The organism is Gilliamella sp. M0364 (assembly GCF_016100565.1).
Lineage (GTDB): Bacteria > Pseudomonadota > Gammaproteobacteria > Enterobacterales > Orbaceae > Gilliamella > Gilliamella apis.
On record NZ_JACFSF010000001.1, the window covers coordinates 526,347 to 546,686 of the forward strand.

At 35.1% G+C, this 20,340-nt stretch carries 15 protein-coding genes and 1 riboswitch; of the genes, 5 read left to right on the forward strand and 10 right to left on the reverse strand.

Annotation, left to right across the window (positions count from 1 at the left end):
• Positions 1-6 precede the first annotated feature (6 nt).
• Positions 7-654, forward strand: a complete 648-nt coding sequence (pyrE, locus tag H3U96_RS02415) for an orotate phosphoribosyltransferase (RefSeq protein ID WP_065651870.1) — start codon at positions 7-9, stop codon at positions 652-654.
• A 195-nt stretch (positions 655-849) separates the two neighbouring features.
• On the opposite strand, the gene H3U96_RS02420 is transcribed toward pyrE, so the two are convergent.
• On the reverse strand, positions 850-1,554 hold the full coding sequence (locus tag H3U96_RS02420) for a GntR family transcriptional regulator (RefSeq protein WP_065579224.1): 705 nt from the start codon (positions 1,552-1,554) through the stop codon (positions 850-852).
• Between the two features lie 173 nt (positions 1,555-1,727).
• Between H3U96_RS02420 and H3U96_RS02425 the strand changes: the two genes are divergently transcribed.
• Entirely contained in the window at positions 1,728-3,599 is a 1,872-nt protein-coding gene (locus tag H3U96_RS02425; RefSeq protein WP_198195434.1) for a beta-glucoside-specific PTS transporter subunit IIABC, read from the forward strand.
• A gap of 13 nt (positions 3,600-3,612) precedes the next feature.
• On the forward strand, positions 3,613-5,049 hold the full coding sequence (locus H3U96_RS02430; protein WP_086361041.1) for a 6-phospho-beta-glucosidase: 1,437 nt from the start codon (positions 3,613-3,615) through the stop codon (positions 5,047-5,049).
• Between the two features lie 129 nt (positions 5,050-5,178).
• On the opposite strand, the gene dinB is transcribed toward H3U96_RS02430, so the two are convergent.
• From dinB to thiB, 6 genes are all read right to left on the reverse strand, one after another.
• Positions 5,179-6,234 carry a DNA polymerase IV gene (dinB, locus tag H3U96_RS02435; RefSeq protein WP_198195440.1) on the reverse strand — a complete coding sequence of 352 codons (1,056 nt, stop codon included), beginning with the start codon at positions 6,232-6,234 and terminating at the stop codon, positions 5,179-5,181.
• Between the two features lie 79 nt (positions 6,235-6,313).
• Positions 6,314-8,020, reverse strand: coding sequence for a phosphoethanolamine transferase CptA (cptA, locus tag H3U96_RS02440; protein ID WP_086361042.1), 1,707 nt, complete (start codon positions 8,018-8,020; stop codon positions 6,314-6,316).
• 499 nt (positions 8,021-8,519) lie between these two features.
• Positions 8,520-9,926, reverse strand: a complete 1,407-nt coding sequence (locus H3U96_RS02445) for a hypothetical protein (RefSeq protein WP_198195443.1) — start codon at positions 9,924-9,926, stop codon at positions 8,520-8,522.
• 428 nt (positions 9,927-10,354) lie between these two features.
• Entirely contained in the window at positions 10,355-11,056 is a 702-nt protein-coding gene (thiQ, locus tag H3U96_RS02450; protein WP_086320183.1) for a thiamine ABC transporter ATP-binding protein ThiQ, read from the reverse strand.
• Entirely contained in the window at positions 11,034-12,614 is a 1,581-nt protein-coding gene (gene thiP, locus H3U96_RS02455; RefSeq protein WP_198195445.1) for a thiamine/thiamine pyrophosphate ABC transporter permease, read from the reverse strand. The genes thiQ and thiP overlap by 23 nt, the downstream gene beginning before the upstream one ends.
• 13 nt (positions 12,615-12,627) lie before the next feature.
• Positions 12,628-13,626 carry a thiamine ABC transporter substrate binding subunit gene (gene thiB, locus H3U96_RS02460; protein WP_198195447.1) on the reverse strand — a complete coding sequence of 333 codons (999 nt, stop codon included), beginning with the start codon at positions 13,624-13,626 and terminating at the stop codon, positions 12,628-12,630.
• A gap of 40 nt (positions 13,627-13,666) precedes the next feature.
• Positions 13,667-13,775, reverse strand: a riboswitch (TPP riboswitch).
• 161 nt (positions 13,776-13,936) lie between these two features.
• Here thiB and argS point away from each other — a divergent pair.
• Positions 13,937-15,670, forward strand: coding sequence for an arginine--tRNA ligase (gene argS, locus H3U96_RS02465; RefSeq protein WP_198195449.1), 1,734 nt, complete (start codon positions 13,937-13,939; stop codon positions 15,668-15,670).
• A 59-nt stretch (positions 15,671-15,729) separates the two neighbouring features.
• On the opposite strand, the gene H3U96_RS02470 is transcribed toward argS, so the two are convergent.
• Positions 15,730-16,023, reverse strand: coding sequence for a putative quinol monooxygenase (locus tag H3U96_RS02470; protein ID WP_198195451.1), 294 nt, complete (start codon positions 16,021-16,023; stop codon positions 15,730-15,732).
• Between the two features lie 441 nt (positions 16,024-16,464).
• Between H3U96_RS02470 and H3U96_RS02475 the strand changes: the two genes are divergently transcribed.
• Entirely contained in the window at positions 16,465-17,481 is a 1,017-nt protein-coding gene (locus H3U96_RS02475; protein ID WP_198195459.1) for an amidohydrolase family protein, read from the forward strand.
• 97 nt (positions 17,482-17,578) lie between these two features.
• Here the strand turns inward: H3U96_RS02475 and H3U96_RS02480 are convergent, their stop codons facing one another.
• Positions 17,579-18,928 (reverse strand): hypothetical protein, encoded by a 1,350-nt coding sequence (locus H3U96_RS02480; protein WP_198195461.1) that lies wholly within the window; start codon positions 18,926-18,928, stop codon positions 17,579-17,581.
• An 11-nt stretch (positions 18,929-18,939) separates the two neighbouring features.
• Complete coding sequence (locus H3U96_RS02485; RefSeq protein WP_198195463.1) at positions 18,940-20,334, reverse strand: hypothetical protein; 1,395 nt, start codon at positions 20,332-20,334, stop codon at positions 18,940-18,942.
• Positions 20,335-20,340 lie beyond the last annotated feature (6 nt).

A 20,340-nucleotide genomic window follows, 5' to 3' on the forward strand; every position in this document is an offset into this window, starting at 1 on the left:
GGATCGATGAAATCATATAAGAGTGAATTTATAGAATTTGCTTTAAATAGGCAAGCATTAAAATTTGGTGAGTTTACCTTAAAATCAGGGCGGAAAAGTCCCTATTTTTTTAATGCAGGACTATTTAATACCGGAAAGGATTTGGCGTTATTAGGTCGTTTTTATGCTGCTGCATTAATGGATGCAAATTTACAATATGATGTCATCTTTGGTCCTGCCTACAAAGGTATTCCAATTGTCTCATCTACAGTTGTTGCGTTATCCGAGCACCACAATGTTGATGTACCTTATTGCTTTAACCGTAAAGAAGCTAAAGATCATGGTGAAGGTGGTAATTTAGTTGGTAGTTCGATCTATCAACAACGCGTCATGTTAGTTGATGATGTAATTACTGCTGGTACTGCAATTCGTGAATCAATGCGAATCTTAGAAGATAATCAATCTAAGCTTGCTGGTGTATTAATCTGTCTTGATCGTCAAGAAAAAGGTCGAGGTGAATTATCCGCTATTCAAGAAATCAAACAAACTTATAATTGTGACGTAATTTCGATTATCACTTTAGATGATTTGATCCAATATCTTTATCGTGATCCATCACGTAAAGACCAAGTAATCCAAGTCGAAGCTTATCGTTCTGAATATGGCATTAAATAACCAAGCGTCGTAAGACGCTTTTTTTATATTTGCAAACTTTTACAATTATTTGACAACTTTTCAATTAAAGTAATTACCATTTTTTCTTATCTTTCGACATTAATTTACTTAAGCCCATTTCGCTAGCCTGAATTAAGAAAATAACCATTATCAAGCGTCTCTTAATATTGGATTAACTAAATGAAATCTTGCTGATTATTTTGAATGACTTTGAACAAAGAATTTCGCATTATCGTAATGATAGATAATTCGTGAAAAATCGAAAGGTTCACCAGAAGAAGTATAAAAGATCTCTTCAACACATAAAGCGGGATCGCCGGCCTTTAAACCCAAATAAGGAGCGATATCTTCATCCAATTTTATGGCTTTAAAATATTTATCTGAAAAACCGATATTGACCTTACAAATATCTTTTACATAACTAAAGATTGAGTTTTCGGCAATTTCTTTATTTAAATAAGAAATTATATTTTTTCGATAATAAGATTGTTCAAAACCGTATACTTTATCTTCAACCAAACGTAATCGCTTTATATAATAGACATATTCATCATCTTCACACTGAAGGTTTTCTTTAACTTTAGCATTAGGTTGAATAACATCAACATTAAATACTTGCGATGAGCCAGGTAAATCATTGAGATCAACACTAAAACCATGACTTTCCAGAAAATTTAGATAACCTTGTTTTTTCGGTTGTCGAACAAAGATACCACTACCTTGGATTTGATAAATTACGCCATGTCTTTCAAGACGATTTAGAGCCTTAATAATAGTAGTTCGGCTAACTTGATATTGCTGAATTAAACCTTCAATATTTGGTAATTGCGTATCTTTAGGCAAATCTTGCTGATAAATTGCTTGCTGGATTTTTTTCGCTATATCTTGATATTTTAACATTTGTTATTCTTTATTATTGTTATAAATAGTTTTTATTCTATACCTGTAAATTAATTATTAAATCAAAATTACGAGAAAACGGGATCTAGATCACAAACAATAAAATTGGTCATTAACAATTTTTAATTTAAGGTTACTATAAGCTCTCTTACCTGTTGAAAGGAGCATAATTAATGTCATCTAAAATTAGAGATTATAATAAATTGGCAGTTGATATATTAAACGAGATAGGCGGTGAAGATAATATTGTTACCGTAGCTCGTTGTGCCACTCGCTTGCGTTTAGTCACGCAACAAACGCCTGAACACGCTAAAGAAAATATTGCAAAATTCCCAGGCGTTATCACTGTGGTTGAAAAAGGTGGTCAAATTCAGATTGTTATCGGTACTAATGTAGATAAAGTCTATAATGCCTTTACCCAATTAATTAAAGGTGGTAATAAAGTTGATGTAAATAGTAAAAGTAGCATTTTAAACCGTGTTATTGCCACTATGTCAGCCGTTTTTGCCCCATTTGTTTATGTATTAGCTGGTGCAGGGATATTACAAGGTATCTTGATTTTAATTAAGCTAGCTTTCCCAGAATTTGAAGCAACAGGTACTTGCCAAGTATTTAACTTTATTTCTTGGGCTCCATTCGCATTTTTACCAATTTTTATTGCCATTACCGCATCACAGCATTTCCGTTGCAACATCTATATTGCAGTTGCTTGCTGTGCTGCCCTACTTTCACCAACATGGGCCGAATTGGCAGACATGATTGAGGCCGGGCAAGAGATTAATCTATTTGGATTAGCACTGTCTGAAACTACTTATAGCTCAACCGTATTACCTCCACTATTTTTAGTTTGGTTGCTGTCTTATTTAGAGCGTTTCTTAGAGCCTAGATTACACAGCATTATTAAACCGCTATTAATGCCATTAATCAGTCTAGTAATTATGGTGCCATTGACTTTAGTTGCGATTGGTCCACTTACTGCTGGTGCTGCACATTATATTGCTAGTGGTTATAATTGGATTGTTAATCTTGCTCCATGGGTTGCCGGTGGCATTATTGGCGCATTTTGGCAAGTACTTGTTATTTTCGGCGTCCATTGGGGTATTACACCTGTGATTATCGAAAATATTAGCCAATACGGTAAAGACTCTTTCCAAGCTTACCAAACTATTGCCGTAATCGGTCAAGTTGGTGCTGCACTAGGCTTCTATATCAAAACGCGTTCTAAAGAAATGAAAGGTGTCTCTTTATCAGCATTTATCACTGGTCTATTTGGTATCACTGAACCGGCTATTTACGGGGTTAACTTACGTTTCAAAACGCCATTTATCTATGGTTGTGTGTGCGGTTCACTTGGTGGTATTGCTGCTGGCTTCTTTACACCTTACTACTATACTTATGCGGCATTACCTGGACCATTAACCATCGTTAATGCAATTAATCCAGAACATTATGGTTCGTTCATCGGTGTTGCACTTGGTTCAGCCATTGCGTTATTTGGCCCAGTCCTACTTCTACAAATTTTTGGGACTAATGAAACAAAAGCAAATAATATACCTGTTGAAGACGATACACCAAAAATCGTTATCGACGAAATCGATGTAACAAGTCCAATGATTGGTAAAGTATATCCACTAAGTGAAGTTCCAGATCCCGCATTTGCTCAAAAATTAATGGGTGAAGGTATTGCGATAGAACCAACTGAGAACCATGTCTATGCACCTTATAATGGTAAAGTAACCGCCGTTTTTGAAAGTTCAAAACATGCTATCGGTTTAACTTTAGATAATGGCGTAGAATTATTAATTCACGTTGGTATTGATACTGTTAATCTGACTAACAATGAATTTAGTTACCATGTGAGTATGGGACAACAAGTTAAAACGGGTGATTTACTAATTAGCTTTGATCCGCAAGCAATTAAACAAGCTGGTTACCCATTAATTACACCGATTATTATTGTTAATACTGATCAGTTCCAAATGATCACACTAACTGATAAAACTGAAGTAAATCTTGACGATATCTTATTTGAAATTAAGCAATAACAAGGAACCAAAAATGACTAAAAAACCATTTTTATGGGGTGGTGCATTAGCTGCCCACCAATTTGAAGGCGGCTGGAATGAAGGGGGCAAAGGACCAAGCGTGGTTGATGTCATGACCGCTGGTGCTCATGGCGTTGCAAGACAAATCACTCAAGATATCGAAGCTGGTAAATTTTATCCAAATCACACTGCAATTGATTTTTATCATCATTATAAAGAGGATATTAAATTATTTGCTGAATTAGGTTTGAAATGTTTACGTACTTCAATTGCTTGGACCCGAATCTTTCCTAATGGTGATGAGTTAGAACCAAATGAAGCTGGCCTACAGTTTTATGATGACGTGTTTGATGAACTTATTGCTAATGGAATTGAACCGGTTATCACCCTTTCACACTTTGAAATTCCATTACATATTGCTCGTCATTATGGTGGATTCAGAAATCGTAAAACGGTTGAGTTTTTCGAACGTTTCGCAATTAGTTGTTTTGAGCGCTATAAAAATAAAGTCAAATATTGGATGACATTCAACGAAATCAATAATCAAATGGATACTAGTAATCCAATCTTCTTTTGGACTAATTCAGGTGTAAAAGTTAAACCTGGTGAAAATCCACAAGAAGTGCTTTATCAAGTAGCACACTATGAATTATTAGCAAGTGCTAAAGCGGTAATTGCTGGTAAGAAAATTAATCCTAATTTTGAAATTGGTTGTATGATTTCGCATGTGCCAATCTATCCATATTCTTGTAATCCTGAAGATATGATGGCATCAGAAATCGCTATGCATCAACGCTTCTTCTTCCCTGATGTACATGTACGTGGTTATTACCCAGCTTATGCATTAAAAGAGTTTGAACGAGAAGGTTACAAACTTGACATCACTGAAGATGATTTAGCCTGTTTAAAACAAGGAACAGTTGACTACATCGGCTTTAGTTATTACATGTCAACAGTGGTAAAAGCTGATGCTAAAAATGAACATCGTGACAATATCGTCAATGGTGCGCTTCCAAATGCGGTTGAAAATCCATACATTAAAAGCAGTGACTGGGGATGGCCAATCGATCCGGAAGGATTACGTTACACTCTTAACCGTTTATATGATCGTTATCAATTACCACTATTCATTGTTGAAAATGGTTTTGGTGCGATAGATGAACTAGAACACGATAACCAAATTCATGATAAACCACGTATTGAATACCTTGGCGCTCATATCAAAGCGATGCAAAAAGCGATGGATTACGATGGTGTTGATGTGATTGGTTATACAGCATGGGGAATTATCGACGTAGTATCTTTCACTACTGGTGAAATGAAAAAACGTTATGGCGTAATTTATGTTGATCGTGACAATGAAGGTAACGGCAGCATGAAACGCTATAAAAAAGAATCATTTGAATGGTATAAAAATGTAATTAAGACTAATGGTCAAAATTTAAAATAATCATTTAGCTATCTATTCAACATAACAATCAAGGATCTGATTTATCAAAATTAAATCAGATCCTTAATCATTAACAAATCTCACCATGATCTAATAGTAAAAAATAACTATTTGATCGTCAGTTAGCAATCAAAATTGAAAAATTAGCTGTTTTTCAACTTGAGGATCAATCAAAGTGACATGAAAACCAATTAATCTTATACCTCGATTATTTCGTCTTTCTGTCCACACTTTATAAGCCTGCTCAATCAGATCATCCTTATCCAATTTTGACCAGACATGCTCTTGGGTTGTCAGTTGAAAATCATCAAATTTAAATTTGACCCCTTGCCTTGCAATCGATAAATCAGCACGAACTTTGCTTAATCTTTTTTCGAGTTCATCAAATAACGGATCAAATTGAGCTAAACACTCATCCCAACTATGAATATCATCAACTAAAGTACGCTCTACGCCTACGGATTTACGTTGTCTGTCATTACAAACTTCACGTTCATCTATACCTTGACAACGTTCATATAAAATTCGACCAAACTTACCAAACTGATTAAGCAATTTGGTTAGGTCATAATTGACCACATCCTTACAAGTATACAATCCCAATTCAGTTAGCTTTTTCTCAGTTACTTTACCCACACCAGGAATTTTTTTTAGCGGTAACTGCTCAATAAAACTCCCTACTTGTTCGGGTGTAATCACATATTGGCCATTTGGCTTATTCATGTCAGAGGCTATTTTAGCTAAGAACTTAAGTGGTGCAACACCAGCCGAAGCAGTGAGTTCGAGTTCTTTATATATCGCTTGACGGATATCTTGAGCAATTAAAGTGGCAGAGCCGTGAAAAAGCTTACAATCAGTCACATCTAGATAAGCTTCATCAAGGGAGAGTGTTTCAATAGCTTGAGCATATCGTTTAAAGATTTGCTGAATTTGAGTAGAAACTTCTTTATAAACAGCATGCCGACCGGGGATAACTTTAAGATTAGGACATAGCTTAACTGCCTGTGCCATTGACATAGCGCTATGAACACCAAATTGCCGAGCTAAGTAATTTGCAGTTGATACCACACCTCGCTTACGCGGATCACCCCCTACCGCAATAGGTATATTGCGATAACGGGGATTGTCTCTCATTTCGACAGCGGCATAAAAACAATCCATATCGACATGAATAATTTTTCGCATAATAGGTGTAATAGCATTTAAAAATAACTGTATAAATATACAATACCATACCTTAACTTTATCTGCAAATTACTCACTATTATTTAGTTAACTTATCAAAATCAGTTAAGCCTTTTTTATCATGAGGATCGCCAATCCACCGAATCGGTTGTTCAAATTTCGGATTTACTATACTTTTTTCTGGAGCATAGGAATTATAACTAAGCCCAGCTAAATCAGACCAAGTATGAATCAAGTCTTGAGTACTGAATTTTCTATTCACATAGGACTGATAGTTATTGGGATGACTAGCTAGCCATTTTGGTGACTGCCATAGCATAAATGGAACGGTATACATCACCTTAGTCGGCGCTTTTTCATTACGCCCTAAAACATCATGCGGAGGAGTTTGATAAACATCTTCACCATGATCAGAAAAATACAACATAAAACCATTTGCTTGACTATCTTTAAATAAATTAAATAGCTTAGTTGTTACAAAATCATTATAGTTGATCGCATTATCATAACTGTTATAAACCTTTAACTTATCATCATCTAGTTTAAACGCTAAATCCGATCTATCATTAAAACGCTGATACTCTGCACTTTGAGGATAGCGCAATTCATATTTCATATGCGTACCCAACAAATGAATGACGATAAATTTCTTTTCAACAGGATCCTGTAATACTTTTTTAAATGGTTCAAATACCGATGAGTCATATTGGCGTGAACTTTGATTACGATCATTATTCATATAAAACTGTTCATCAGCTTGTTTAGAAAACATAGTCAACATCGTATTACGTTTTGTCATCGTCTGTTGATTAGTGATCCAAAACGTTTTATAACCAGCCTGCTTCATAAGGTGAATAAGCGAGGGTTTGCTAAGATATAAATCTGGATTTTGTTCATCTGCCAAAGTTAGGGCTTGCTGCAATATTTCAATAGTATAAGGTCTTGATGAAACCACATCATTAAACACAACAAAATCAGGATTATCTTGCTTAAATTGTTCAATCAACGGCGTAGTATTGCGTTCATAGCCATAAATACCCATCCGAGTACGTGTGGTCGATTCACCAATCACTAACACTAATGTTCTTGGTGTATCACCATTATCATCCGTTAAATTTTCAAACTCAGGCAGTGTTTGCAGATGATTTAAGATATTCTCCATATTTGAAAGTTGCGAACGATAAGCTAAATAACTATTGATTAATTGCCACGGAACCGTGGTTTCCATACGTGTTAGCAAATGCTGAGTTGCTTGTTCAAACGACATTTTTTTTATTACAACACTAATACACAGCGGCATTAATGCATAAATAACAATGATTATCGACACTAACCATTTAGTCATATTTTTAACATAAATAGGTTTGACTTTAAGCCATAGAAAAAAACCAAGCGAAATATAGATCAGCAATACTATAACTAACTTAATGCTTAAATATTGAGAGATAAATTCATGTGATTCGTTATAATTCGACTCGGCCATTACAAAAAAGACACTCTGTGAAAACTCTTGTCGATATATGGTAAAATAACCAATAGAAATTAAAGATAATCCCCCAATTATAATGCCATAAACAGTAGCAATTTTTTTGGTATAACGAGGGAAAAATAATACCGGTACTAGCCAAATCATGCTGTAAATAATTGAATCACGTAAGCCAATAAAATTAGCATGTCCAGACAAAGCAATATAGAGTTGCAAACTACAAGAAAAGTAACAAAAAAATAACATCACATAGATCAATGAACACCAATTAAAACTCACAGAATTATCTAACTTTTGCATAGCTACTATTATTCACAATTAATAATGGTCACTAAACTAACAAAAGCAGATTAACAAAACCTTAAGAGCAAATAATAATGGTTAATTACTGTCTTTTTGTGAAAGAAAAGTAGAATAAGCGTTTCAAAAACCCCTCTCCTCAAAATTTTTTGGTTCTTTATTTTTTAGTTCTTTGAGTTTCGGACGTTTTGTTGTTTGGTGGTTGTTTCTATACGGTGATTACGTCCGAGTTAAGAGGGTTGGCGCGAACCCTCTTTACAATCTCCCGCGGCGACTACGCAAGTGGTCACGATGTGACTGCCTTCCGCCTTCGTTCGCTCTTAACGCACCGGCTGTGATTTGTTCCTGACAAATCACAGCCTTGGCAAACATCCCTGTTTGCCATGCTAACCTCACTCAGTTGTCAGCACATTGCCAATGTCGCGCCACAAAATCGTTTTTATCGCCCTAACGTTATTTTTATCCTCAACTTCAATACCTAAGAACTAAAAAATAATAGTTAAGGATAGACACAGAGTCCGTAATTGGGGAAGGGATAATCGTTATATATCGTACCATCCCACGAGTTAACCACAAAAAAACGATAAGGATTACCACCCACACTATCTTGCGTCCAATGGCCGTATTCGAAGTAGCGATTAGCGTATCCGAAGTGGGCATTAGCGTAATAGCGCATATCCCCCCATTCCGTGAAAAATCCTGCACCAATGTGACGACGGAAATACTTATTAGGTGACGAAGGCGTTGCACCTTCTGCACCTTCACACACATCTTGAGTCTGCCAGTCCCGCCATGGTTCACAAGTCGCATTAGTTAAATCACTGACCGTTGGGAGACGGTATCCAATATTATTACACCAAGATTTCGTACTAAGATAGGAATAATAAATTTCACCACGATTAACAAACCATTGCTTTAACTCAAATCCATATTTGACCACCGCATTACCACTGCTATCACGACCAACTAACTCAAATACCTGCGGTAAAGATAGTCTGTCGATTTCACCTGGATTATTTGAAGACCATTGCGATGGTGTAGCAACAGGACCCGTTAGGGTGACTCGAACGCTGGTACTTGTTGAATCGGTCATCGTCGCCGTAATACCACCATGAGAAACCGGAGCCCAAGATAAGGCCTGATTAGTGCCGGCAATAACTAAATCAAAATACAAATTATTAGCACCAGTAGTCGGGAAGTTTGAACCATAAGACGATGGCGTAAATGATTGTGGTAGAAAACCCTTCCCATAACGGTACCATTTGTCAGCAGGAATACCACCCAACCCAAACCCACTTATGTTAGGCATTACATAACAAATCACTGGCGATGATTCTTTCTTAGGATTAATATAATAAGTGGTACTCCTTCGCTCAAAACGAGTTTCATTAGGCACACCATAACGTGTTGTTAATCTACTTTCAAAATTAGATAAGACTAATTTATATGGCGCTTTACAAATAGACAGCACTTCATTACGGGCAACACGAGAACCGTCTTTATCAAAAATATCTAAATATAAACCACCGGTAGCAGTGACACCATTAATCCCCTGACCATCACCATCATCATCCCCCCAATAATTATAGGGTGATGCAATAAGAGAATTTAATTCGATTAAATTTTTATCAGTTGGTATCAACATACCAATATCATTAAAACTCTGACCAGCAACCGGTAACTCGATAGGATTGTCTAAACTTGAATCATTGGTTGTCCGAGTAAATGTTCTTCCATCTGAAAGGGATATCCTGAGTAGCGCTTCAGTATTTGTTACCCGAGTACTACCACCATCGAAGGTTAAATAAGGCGCTGAACCTTGAATAACATAAATCGTTTTAGCGGTTAATGCATGATTAGCAAAAGAAATAGAAAGTAAAACAACCACGGTTAATATGAAAACCATCGGCCGAGATAAACAGGCTAAACCAAGAAATTTTAAAAAATTTTGCCGAATTTGCTGGAAAAATAAATTGTAATGAGATAATAGACCGTGCGTGCTTAACTTTACTAACGTTAAATTATAGGTTTGGTGTTTGGTGTTTGGTGTTTTAAATTATAACACATATCCGACATTCCTGTCAATTAAATTAATGATTTATTTACAATTTTATGCCTACCGACATAAAATTTATCCATTCATATAAATATGCTATAAAAGTATAGTGATTGGAAAAAACCATGCAACTTATTTTGGCTGTTTAATTGTTAATTTTTGTAAAGGTGAATGTAATATTACCGCTTAATTACTCGCTTAAAACCAATTTCGAAGAAGATTTAGGGGGATTTTAGGCTTTAAAAACCCCGTTCCGCAAAATTTTTCAACTTAAAATTCTAACTTTCAATGCCTAATAAATTGGCAATTTTTTGATTTTCCGAATGCCATAACTGTTTTGGTGCTGCATTAAAAATAATTTTTCCATTATCAATAACAAGGCAACGTGAGAAGTGGTGAAGAGAATCATCTAAATAATGCGAGACCATCATTAAAGTAAGGTTGAATTCGCTACATACTTGATTAACAAGAGCTAGCATTTCAAAACGTAATGCTTGATCAAGGGCAGAAAATGGTTCATCAAGGAGTAAAATTGGACGATGTTGTATTAAACAGCGTGCCAGTGCAACGCGTTGCCGTTGACCACCTGAGAGCTGTTCGGGATAACGTTGGTTAAAGCCTTCTAATCCGACACGCACTAATATGTCACCAATTATTGTCCGTTCTGCTCGGCTAAGTTTTAATAATGGTTTAATACCTAACGCTATATTTTGTTCGACAGTGAGATGGCTAAATAAATTATTGTTTTGGAATAGCATCGATACCGGCCGTTTACCCGGTAAAGTTGTGGTGACGTTTTGATGATTTAGGATAATTTGCCCTGAATGAGGAAAAATAAATCCGGCAATTAAACTGAGTAATGTACTTTTGCCTGCACCACTTGGGCCAACAATCACTACTCTTTCTTTAGCAGCAATATTAAGCACAAAGTGCATGTTGAAGTTATCATATTGATACTCAGTTTTTTGAAGTTCGATCATAATCCATAACAACCAATAAGCTAAATGATAAAATTAATAAAATTGCTGCTGTTACTATACTTTCTTTGTATTGATAATGCGATATCTGCTGATATAAATAATAAGGTAAAGTGGTGACTGACTGCCCACCAAATAAAGCAATTACACCAAAATCGCCCAATGACAAGATGCCAGCAAATGCAAAGCTCATTAATATTGTTCTTCTTAACCCTCTAAAATCAATTAGATAAAAGTGAGTTAAACCATTAATATTCAGTGATTGGGTAAGTCGCCAATATTGAGCAGTAATATCATACATTGGAACGGTAAGATTTTTTGTAATAAATGGTAAAGCCATCAATCCATTACAAACCATCATCAATAAGCAGATAAAAACGGTATTATTACTATAGTCAAATAGTAATAAAAATAATCCTGATGCCAATACCATACTTGGTATGGCTAGAATCAGTGATGCAATTAATAATAGTCCATTACTCAATCGCGGTTGTCTATTTATCAGTAGTCGACTGTTGGTCCAAAGTAATAGTAACCCTAGTGTCATGGCAATAATTGATGAACCAATTGCAATAATGATTGAAAAAAGTAAAGCTTGCTGTAATGAGAAGGTCAACAGTGAAAATTGAAAGAAATAGATACCTTGAAAAAGGATGGTCAGCATCGGTAACAGTATAAATAATCCACCAATCAAAACTAGCACTGAACTAACAATTTTTAATCCTTTGGGTTGAGGTAAACGGTAGTCTGTTTGAGTAAATTTTAGCGTTAATTTTTTATCGATTCTGTTTATCTTTTGCATTAATCCAACGAAGGCAATACAACAAACTAATTGTAAACAGGCAAGTAATGCTGCTTGTAACAGATCAAAATCACGAATTGCTTGATAAATAGCAACTTCAAGCGTGGTATATTTTGGCCCGCCACCTAATGCTAAAACAATAGCAAAACTTGAAAAACATAACATAAAAATTAATGCCGCCATAGGTAATATTTGTCTACGAAGTAATGGCCATTCAATAATTTTAAAAAAAGTTACATTGCTAAAATTTAATTGCGCAGCTAAGTGTTTTTGTTCAATAGGTACGCTTTGTAAGGTTTGATAAAATAGGCAGCAGGCATAAGGGAAATTCAGGAATACATGCGCCAATAAAATGCCTTGTAAACCATAAATTGAAAATGAGAATGGTATGTGTAATATTTGGCAGATATTTGATAATAAACCTTGTCGCCCGTAAACCGATAGTAAACCAGTTACAACAACTAGTGTTGGTAAGATAAAGGTAATAGGCATTATTTTCAATAACAACTTTTTACCTTTAAAATCGACTAAAGATAATGCTTTAGCCATTAATATAGCCGCGATTAGTGATAATAACGTCGACAATACAGCTTGGTAAAAAGTTATCCATATAATATGCAATATGTAACTATCAAAATAGATGGTTAAATTTCCTGACTGCAAGGCAAATTTCCAGATAGCGAGAAGTGCTGAACTTAATATGATTAAAATTAAACTAGCAGCACTGATACCTGGTAATAATGATCTGAATTTTAACATTAATAATACTTAACTAGTTACTTATTGCTGACTGCCACTCACGAATCCAGCCTTTTTGATGTTTTTCAATCTCTTCCGGTGTAAATTCTAGCGATTTATCAATGGTATTAATTTGCTTATAGGCATCGGGTAGATCGGTTTTAATAATTGGATACATCACATTTTTTTCAGCAAATTGCCGTTGTATCTCAGGTGTTAGTAAGTAACGTAAAAATTGTCGAGCTAAATCGACTTCTTGGCTATATTTAATGATGCCAGCCACTTCGACTTGGCGATAGTGACCTTCAGCAAAAATCGCGGCTGCGTAGCTATGATTATTTTCATTAATAATATGTGCTATCGGCGATGTGCTATAACTTAATACCAAATCAGCCTCATCTTTTAGGAACATACCATAAGCTTCACTCCAGCCCTTAGTTACTGTGACTGTATGTTTAGCCACTTGTTGCCATGCATTTGCCGCCTCGTCACCATAGACTTTTTTCATCCAAAACAATAAACCTAGTCCTGGAGTGCTGGTTCTAGGATCTTGATAAATGATTTTCCAATTAGCTCTGTTTTCGACCAATTCATGTAATGAATGAGGAGGATTTTTAATTTTATTTTGATTATAAATAAAAGCGAAATAGCCAAAATCGTAAGGTATAAAACTATCATCCCACCAATCGGTATTGAGGTTATCGGGTTTACTAATTTGATGCGGAATTAAGATATCCGCTTGCTTGGCTTGTGCTAATAGATTGTTATCTAATCCTAAAATAACATCCGCATTTGTTTTGTCGCCTTCGAGGCGAATTCGATTTAAAACAGATACACCATCCCCTAATGTGACAACATCAAGTTGGCAATTACATTGCGCTTCGAAGCCTTTTTTAATTGCTTCACCCGGCCCCCATTGTGACATAAATGAGTTGTAACTATAAACGGTTAGAGTTGGTTGTTGTGCATTTGCTAGATGACTAAATAGTGAAAATGAAAATATAACAGATAGTAAAAAGTTTTTACGAAACATTTTGCCTCCAAAGTAATGTGTAAAAGACAAAAGGTTTGAGCAGATATAATAACTCAAATCCCTCCGCTGGTATTATCCAGTTCAGGTTCGACGAGTTATGTCAGTTTTTCTGACACTCTCAGCCCTTCAGGGCACCCCGTTGAGAACGATGAGTAGTTTAGTGGTAGCAAATAGAATTGTAAACAGGCGAGGGGTTGATAAATACAAATTTAGACAAATTAAAACAAGGTAAGATTACAGGCAATCAGTGACAATTGTTGTGTTTGTCGGTATTATATGCCTCATTTTATGATTATTGATTAGGTACAATGTGAACATTCAACAACTATTAACGCAACGAGTTTCGCAAGCAATGATTATGGCTGGTGCAGATAAAAACTGTGATGCTTTAATCAAGCAATCAGCCAAAGTTCAATTTGGTGATTATCAAGCAAATGGTATCATGGCTACCGCTAAAAAATTGGCTATGCCACCACGCGCATTGGCAGAAAAAGTATTACAACATCTGGATATTGAAGATATTGCCGATAAAGTAGAAATAGCTGGACCGGGTTTTATTAATATCTTTTTAAAAAATAGTTGGATTGCCGAGCAGAACGAAGTAGCGTTAAGTAGCGATAAATTGAATATCACTTTACCAGCTAAACCACAAACTATTGTGGTTGATTACTCAGCACCAAACGTAGCAAAAGAGATGCATGTTGGTCATTTACGCTCAACTATTATTGGTGATGCGAGTGTTAGAGTCTTAAATTTTCTTGGTCACAATGTGATTCGAGCTAATCACGTTGGTGATTGGGGAACTCAATTTGGTATGTTAATCGCTTACCTTGAAAAAATGCAAAATGAACAGGCCAACGATATGGATCTATCGGATCTAGAATCTTTTTATCGTGCAGCCAAAAAACATTATGACGAAGATGAAGTCTTTGCTGAAAAAGCCCGTAATTATGTCGTTAAGCTTCAAGGTGGTGATGAGTATTGCCGTGAAATGTGGCGAAAACTGGTTGATATTACCATGACGCAAAATATTGCCACATATAAACGACTCAATGTCACACTTTCATTAGAAGATACCATGGGTGAAAGTATCTATAACAGCATGCTACCGGGCATTGTTGCCGATCTTAAACAGAAAAAATTAGCCGTTGAAAGCGAAGGCGCTATCGTTGTGTTCTTAGATGAGTATAAAAATAAAGAAGGCGAACCAATGGGTGTTATCATCCAAAAACGAGATGGTGGTTATCTTTATGCAACAACCGATATTGCCTGTGCAAAATATCGTTATGAAACCTTACACGCGGATCGTATTTTATATTATACCGATTCACGCCAACACCAACATTTAGAACAAGTTTGGGCGATTGTGCATAAAGCAAAATATGTCCCAGAATCTTTAAAACTTGAACATCATATGTTTGGTATGATGTTAGGTAAAGATGGTAAACCATTTAAAACGCGTTCAGGTGATACCGTTAAACTAAATGATTTACTCGATGAAGCAACAGAGCGAGCCGCAACATTAATTAAAAGCAAAAATCCTGATCTTTCTGATGCCGAGCTTGCTCAAGTGGTTGATGCAGTTGCCATTGGTGCGGTTAAATATGCTGATCTATCCAAAAATAGAACAACTGATTATATATTTGATTGGGATAATATGCTGTCATTTGAAGGCAATACAGCACCTTATTTACAGTATGCCTATACCCGTGTACTTTCAGTATTTAAAAAATCAAATATCAATGAAGAAAATCTAGATGGTCATATCGATTTAGGTACTGAAAAGGAACGAGCGTTAGCAATTCGTTTGAATCAATTTGATGAAACAATCACAACTGTTGCCGCAGAAGGTACTCCACATGTTCTTTGTGCGTATCTGTATGATATCGCTACCCTATTTTCAAGTTTTTATGAACACTGCCCTATTTTGGCCGCGGAAAATGAAAGTTTGAAAGTTAGCAGATTGAAACTGGCCTCATTAACAGCCAAAACGCTTAAAACGGGTTTAGATATGCTTGGCATTAAAACCGTTGACAAAATGTAAGCTTATTTGCCACCGATATGATTAAATATCGGTGGTTTTGTTGGTATTTAGTTATCCGCTTAGACATTAACCTGTTTAGCTATACAAATCGATAATCCATCAACCTGCTCCTTAGCAAAATTAGCAAATTCAACAAAATGTGGCGTTGTATTATGTAAGTCAATCGCCTGCTGTGATTGCCATGTTTCTACTACTATATAAATATTGGGATTCTCAATACTTTGATTCAACTCATAGCGAACACAACCATGTTCAGCTCGACTATCGATAACTAATCGTTTAAATATAGGTTTAAATGCTTCATGATACTCTGGTTTTATCGTAATGGTGGCAATAATGTTTAGTTGTGACATATTCTACCCTTATAAGTAAACTTGTTTTGTAATGATTGAAATCCTACTGTTAAGAATAAACAGCTTTTAATAACCATGCTAATCTCATTTTTTCGACCACTATACTTATTATTAAATAGTAAGTTAGGCATATGTAATTTAAAAGTTTACTCTTTAAGAGTATAAATAGACTTTTTTTAGTTTGAAAAATCTAAAAAATAATACTTTAACCTTTTCATTTATTTAAATATTTTTAAAATTAAAATGCTTGATCTTAACAATGAATCCATTAAAATCTTTCCCACTTCGGAAAAATAATAAAGTGTAAACTTCCATGACAACTTGTGTTTTCATTGCTATAAGAAATATCCTAACAGGTTTATTTTGATCCTCCTTTTTGGGGGATTTTTTTTATCCATTTTTTATTAAAACTTAATAGTAACCAAATTTTAGAGGCGCATTATGACCGATAATAAACAAATGTTATCAACTAGTCGAGATCAGAGCTTGAAAGCATATTTGATGAACAAAATTAAACAAAATGGTGGTTGGGTTAATTCACATATGCATGCTGATCGTGCTTTTACTATCACTGTAGATAGTTTTGATGTCTATCAAAAACAGACTTTAATTGAAAAATGGGACACGCTTGATAAAGTGAAAGCAGCAATGACTGAAGATGATTATTATCGGCATTTTAGCATGGCGGTTGAACGCATGATAGAACAAGGTGTTACTGCCATGGGTTCATTTGTTGATATTGATCCGATTGCCGAAGAGCGAGCAATTAGAGGTGCGCTGCGAGCGCGTGAAACCTATAAGAGTGACATTATCATTAAATTAGTTAATCAAACTCTTAAAGGAGTCATTGATAAAGAAGCCCGATACTGGTTTGATAAAGGTGCTGATTTAGTGGATATTATTGGTGGTTTGCCTCGTCGAGATGAGCGAGATCATGGTGAAGGAATGGGATTAAAACATTTAGATGTGTTAATGAAGACCGGTAAAGCATTAGGCAAAATGGTACATGTCCATGTTGACCAGTTTAACTCATCAGATGAAATCGAAACCGAGCAACTTACTGATAAAACCATTGAGCATGGTATGTATGGTCGCGTGGTGGCTATTCATAGTATTTCAATTACCGCTCATAGTTTAGAATATCGTCAAAAACTCTACCAAAAAATGAAAGAAGCTAAAATGATGGTAATTGCTTGCCCATTTGCTTGGATCGATAGCCCGCGCCGTGAAGAACATGGCCCTACCCGCAATTCATTAACGCCAGTCGATGAACTTGCTGCCGCCGGGATACCTGTTGCTATTGGGACTGATAACGTCAGTGATTATATGTTACCTTTTTCAACCGGTAATATGTGGGAAGAGCTTAAATTATTAGTCACTGGCTGTCGTTATACAGATTTAGATAATGTGGTAAATGTTGCCACCAAAAATGGGCGTATGGTATTAGGCATTGAATAATTGTCTGATTAAAAATTTAACTGAGATTTAATCATCTTTAAAAATAAAAATCCCACCTAGAGAATAACTGAGTGGGATTATATTTATTCATTATTATTTATAATTCATGAATTGCTGAAGAAAGCCTAGAAAGGTAATTGCTAAGACTTGATTTTATATCATCTTCTGCTTGTTGTCTTAATTCACTACGAGAATAGTAATTACCGTCTGTACTATCAAATTCGTAACTAGGTTTATCACCAGTGTAGGTATACTTAACTTGTCTTGAACTTTTTTCAGCTGAAAATCTGTCATAATAACCACTTAATCCAGAAATATTTACGCTAAGATTTAAACTATAATTATTTACTAATGTTTCAGTTTGTAAATTATATTCTTTTTCACCATTCTTTTTAGTGTCATTTGTTACTGAACCGCCATCTTCAGAATATCGCTCATCTTCACTAAGATTAATAGTAATGTCACTACCAGTACTGTTGTTAACTAATATAATAGCATCATCATTTTTGAAATAATCTTCAACAAAATTAGAAAATGCATTTGTATTACCTGTCACATATAGTCTTATTTGACCCTTGGTGGTATATTCTATTGCTTTTTGTTCCGAATCTCGATAATTACCATATTTTGCATAAGTATTCGCGGCATGTTGATAATTTGTTGCTGCTTGTCGATATTGATAACTTCGAGTCGCATTTTTAGCTATTTTTTCACCTTGAGAATAAGAATCAAACGCTTCTTTGTTTCTCGCTTTTTTTTCATAGTAACGAGCTAATTTTTCAGTATCTTTGTATTGACCTAATGGCTTATAAATAACACTAATAGTTCTAAAACAAGCTAGCGCTGCATTATAATCACCACTCCGTATTTCCTGTTTAGCAAGATTGTATAATGTTTGTGCCGCAAGCTGCCTATATTTAGTATCCGCATGAATATAGGCTTTTTCGATATTTTTATCGTAATATCTATCTAAAGATTTTTTATATAACGCTGCTCTTTCTTCATAATCACCAGCAGAATTAGTTGGGATAGCATTTGCTTGTTGAGTATAAAAGTTAGCAATATTTTGTTTTAGACGTTCACTAGGATATTTATCCAAAAAGAATGCTAATTCGGAACTGTAAAAGTGATCACTCAAACGCTGATTAAGCTCTAATAATTTCTCATATATTTCTTGGCGTTGTTCATCATTGCTCTTTGTGGTATTAGCTAATTCATTTTCATATTTATTCATCACATCGGTAACTAACTGCCGCAGCTGTGCGGCATCAGTTTGCTTAAAGTTTGCTTCACTTTTTTTCTCTATTTTTGTCGCTAATAAATTGATACTTTCAATATAACTTCCTTCAGCGTATGCTTCTTGAAATGTGCGTTGGTGCGCACAAGCAACTAATAAAAATATTGATAAAGAAGCCAAAATAATTTTCATTAATTTTTTAATTTTCATAAAGTTTCCCTTTATAGGTATGAAAGATCTTGAGCAATACTATCAAGTATTGATCTTAATTCAGCACTTTGTTCGCTTTTAGCTCTTTGTTCTAATTCATGTGGAGATTCTAAAACACCTTCGTTATAGTCATGTACATGTGAAGGTACATCTCCCCCCCAATAATGAACCTCATATTTTTCTGAAGATTTTTCTATAGTAAATGAGCTACTTGAATTAATAAGTCCTGTAACGCTTATTTCAGTCAATAATGTTAAGCTATTGCGATAAGTTCTGGTTGACTCGTTGTAAGACACTTCTTTAAAAGTTTCGACCTGAGTTGTATGCCCTTGAGCATCAGTCTGTTCTACATATTTATCAAATACTTTTTCGCGTTTTATTTCCATGTTATACGATTGTTGAGGGGAGTAATAACGGCTATTACAAGTCACATTAATTATGATATCTGCACCAGATGGAGAACTGACAAAGGAGAGATAATTAGCAGAAAAAGCTGAGCTTACATCAGAACAGTGATCGTCTGAATGAAAATAAACCGATATTAAACCTTTATCAAGATACTTTTCAGCTAAAGAAGCTGCATCTTTATAACGTCCAAAACGACTATATACGTCTGCGGCTTGCCTATAATATTCGCCAACTGAACGAAAAGTTGAGCGTCTGTCAGCGCCTTTTGCCAGATTTTTTCCTTTTTGATAAGCCTCTTCGGCCATTAAAGTAGCGTGTTTTTTAGCATTATCATAAGCGCGTTTATCACTGTCTTTATATTTACCTAGTGGTTGATATACTGATGATACTTGACTAAATGCCTCAGACGCAGCGTTATAATCTTTCTGTTTTTCGAAATTTCTACCTTGATCATAGAAATCTTTAGCGGCAATCTGCATATATTTGCTATTAGCATTTTTATATAAAGTAGCAATATTTTTATAACTGTAGTAAGACAAACCACTTTTATATAACTCAGCTTTTGTATGATAGCTATCAGAATCAGTACCTGTGATTGAATTACCATAATCATAAAAATCTTTAGCAATAATTTGCCTCAAACTTTCAGCAGGATATTTATCAAAAAAGTTCACTAATTCCGCACTGTAAAAACGATTAGTTAAGCGCTTATTCATCTCTAACAGTCTTTCATAGATTTCAATGCGTTTTTTATAATCAGTATTATTGGTGCTGGCTAATTCATCCTCATATTTATTCATTACATCAGTGACTAACTGACACAGCTGGGCTGCATCAGTTTGCTTAAAGTTTTCTTCACTTTTTTCCTCTATTTTTGCCGCTAATAGATTGATGCTTTCAAGATAGTACCCTTCAGCATAAGCATCTTGAGATGTGCGTTCGTGAGTACAACTCATTAATAAAAACATTAATAAACCGGCAATAATAATTCTTATCATGTTTTT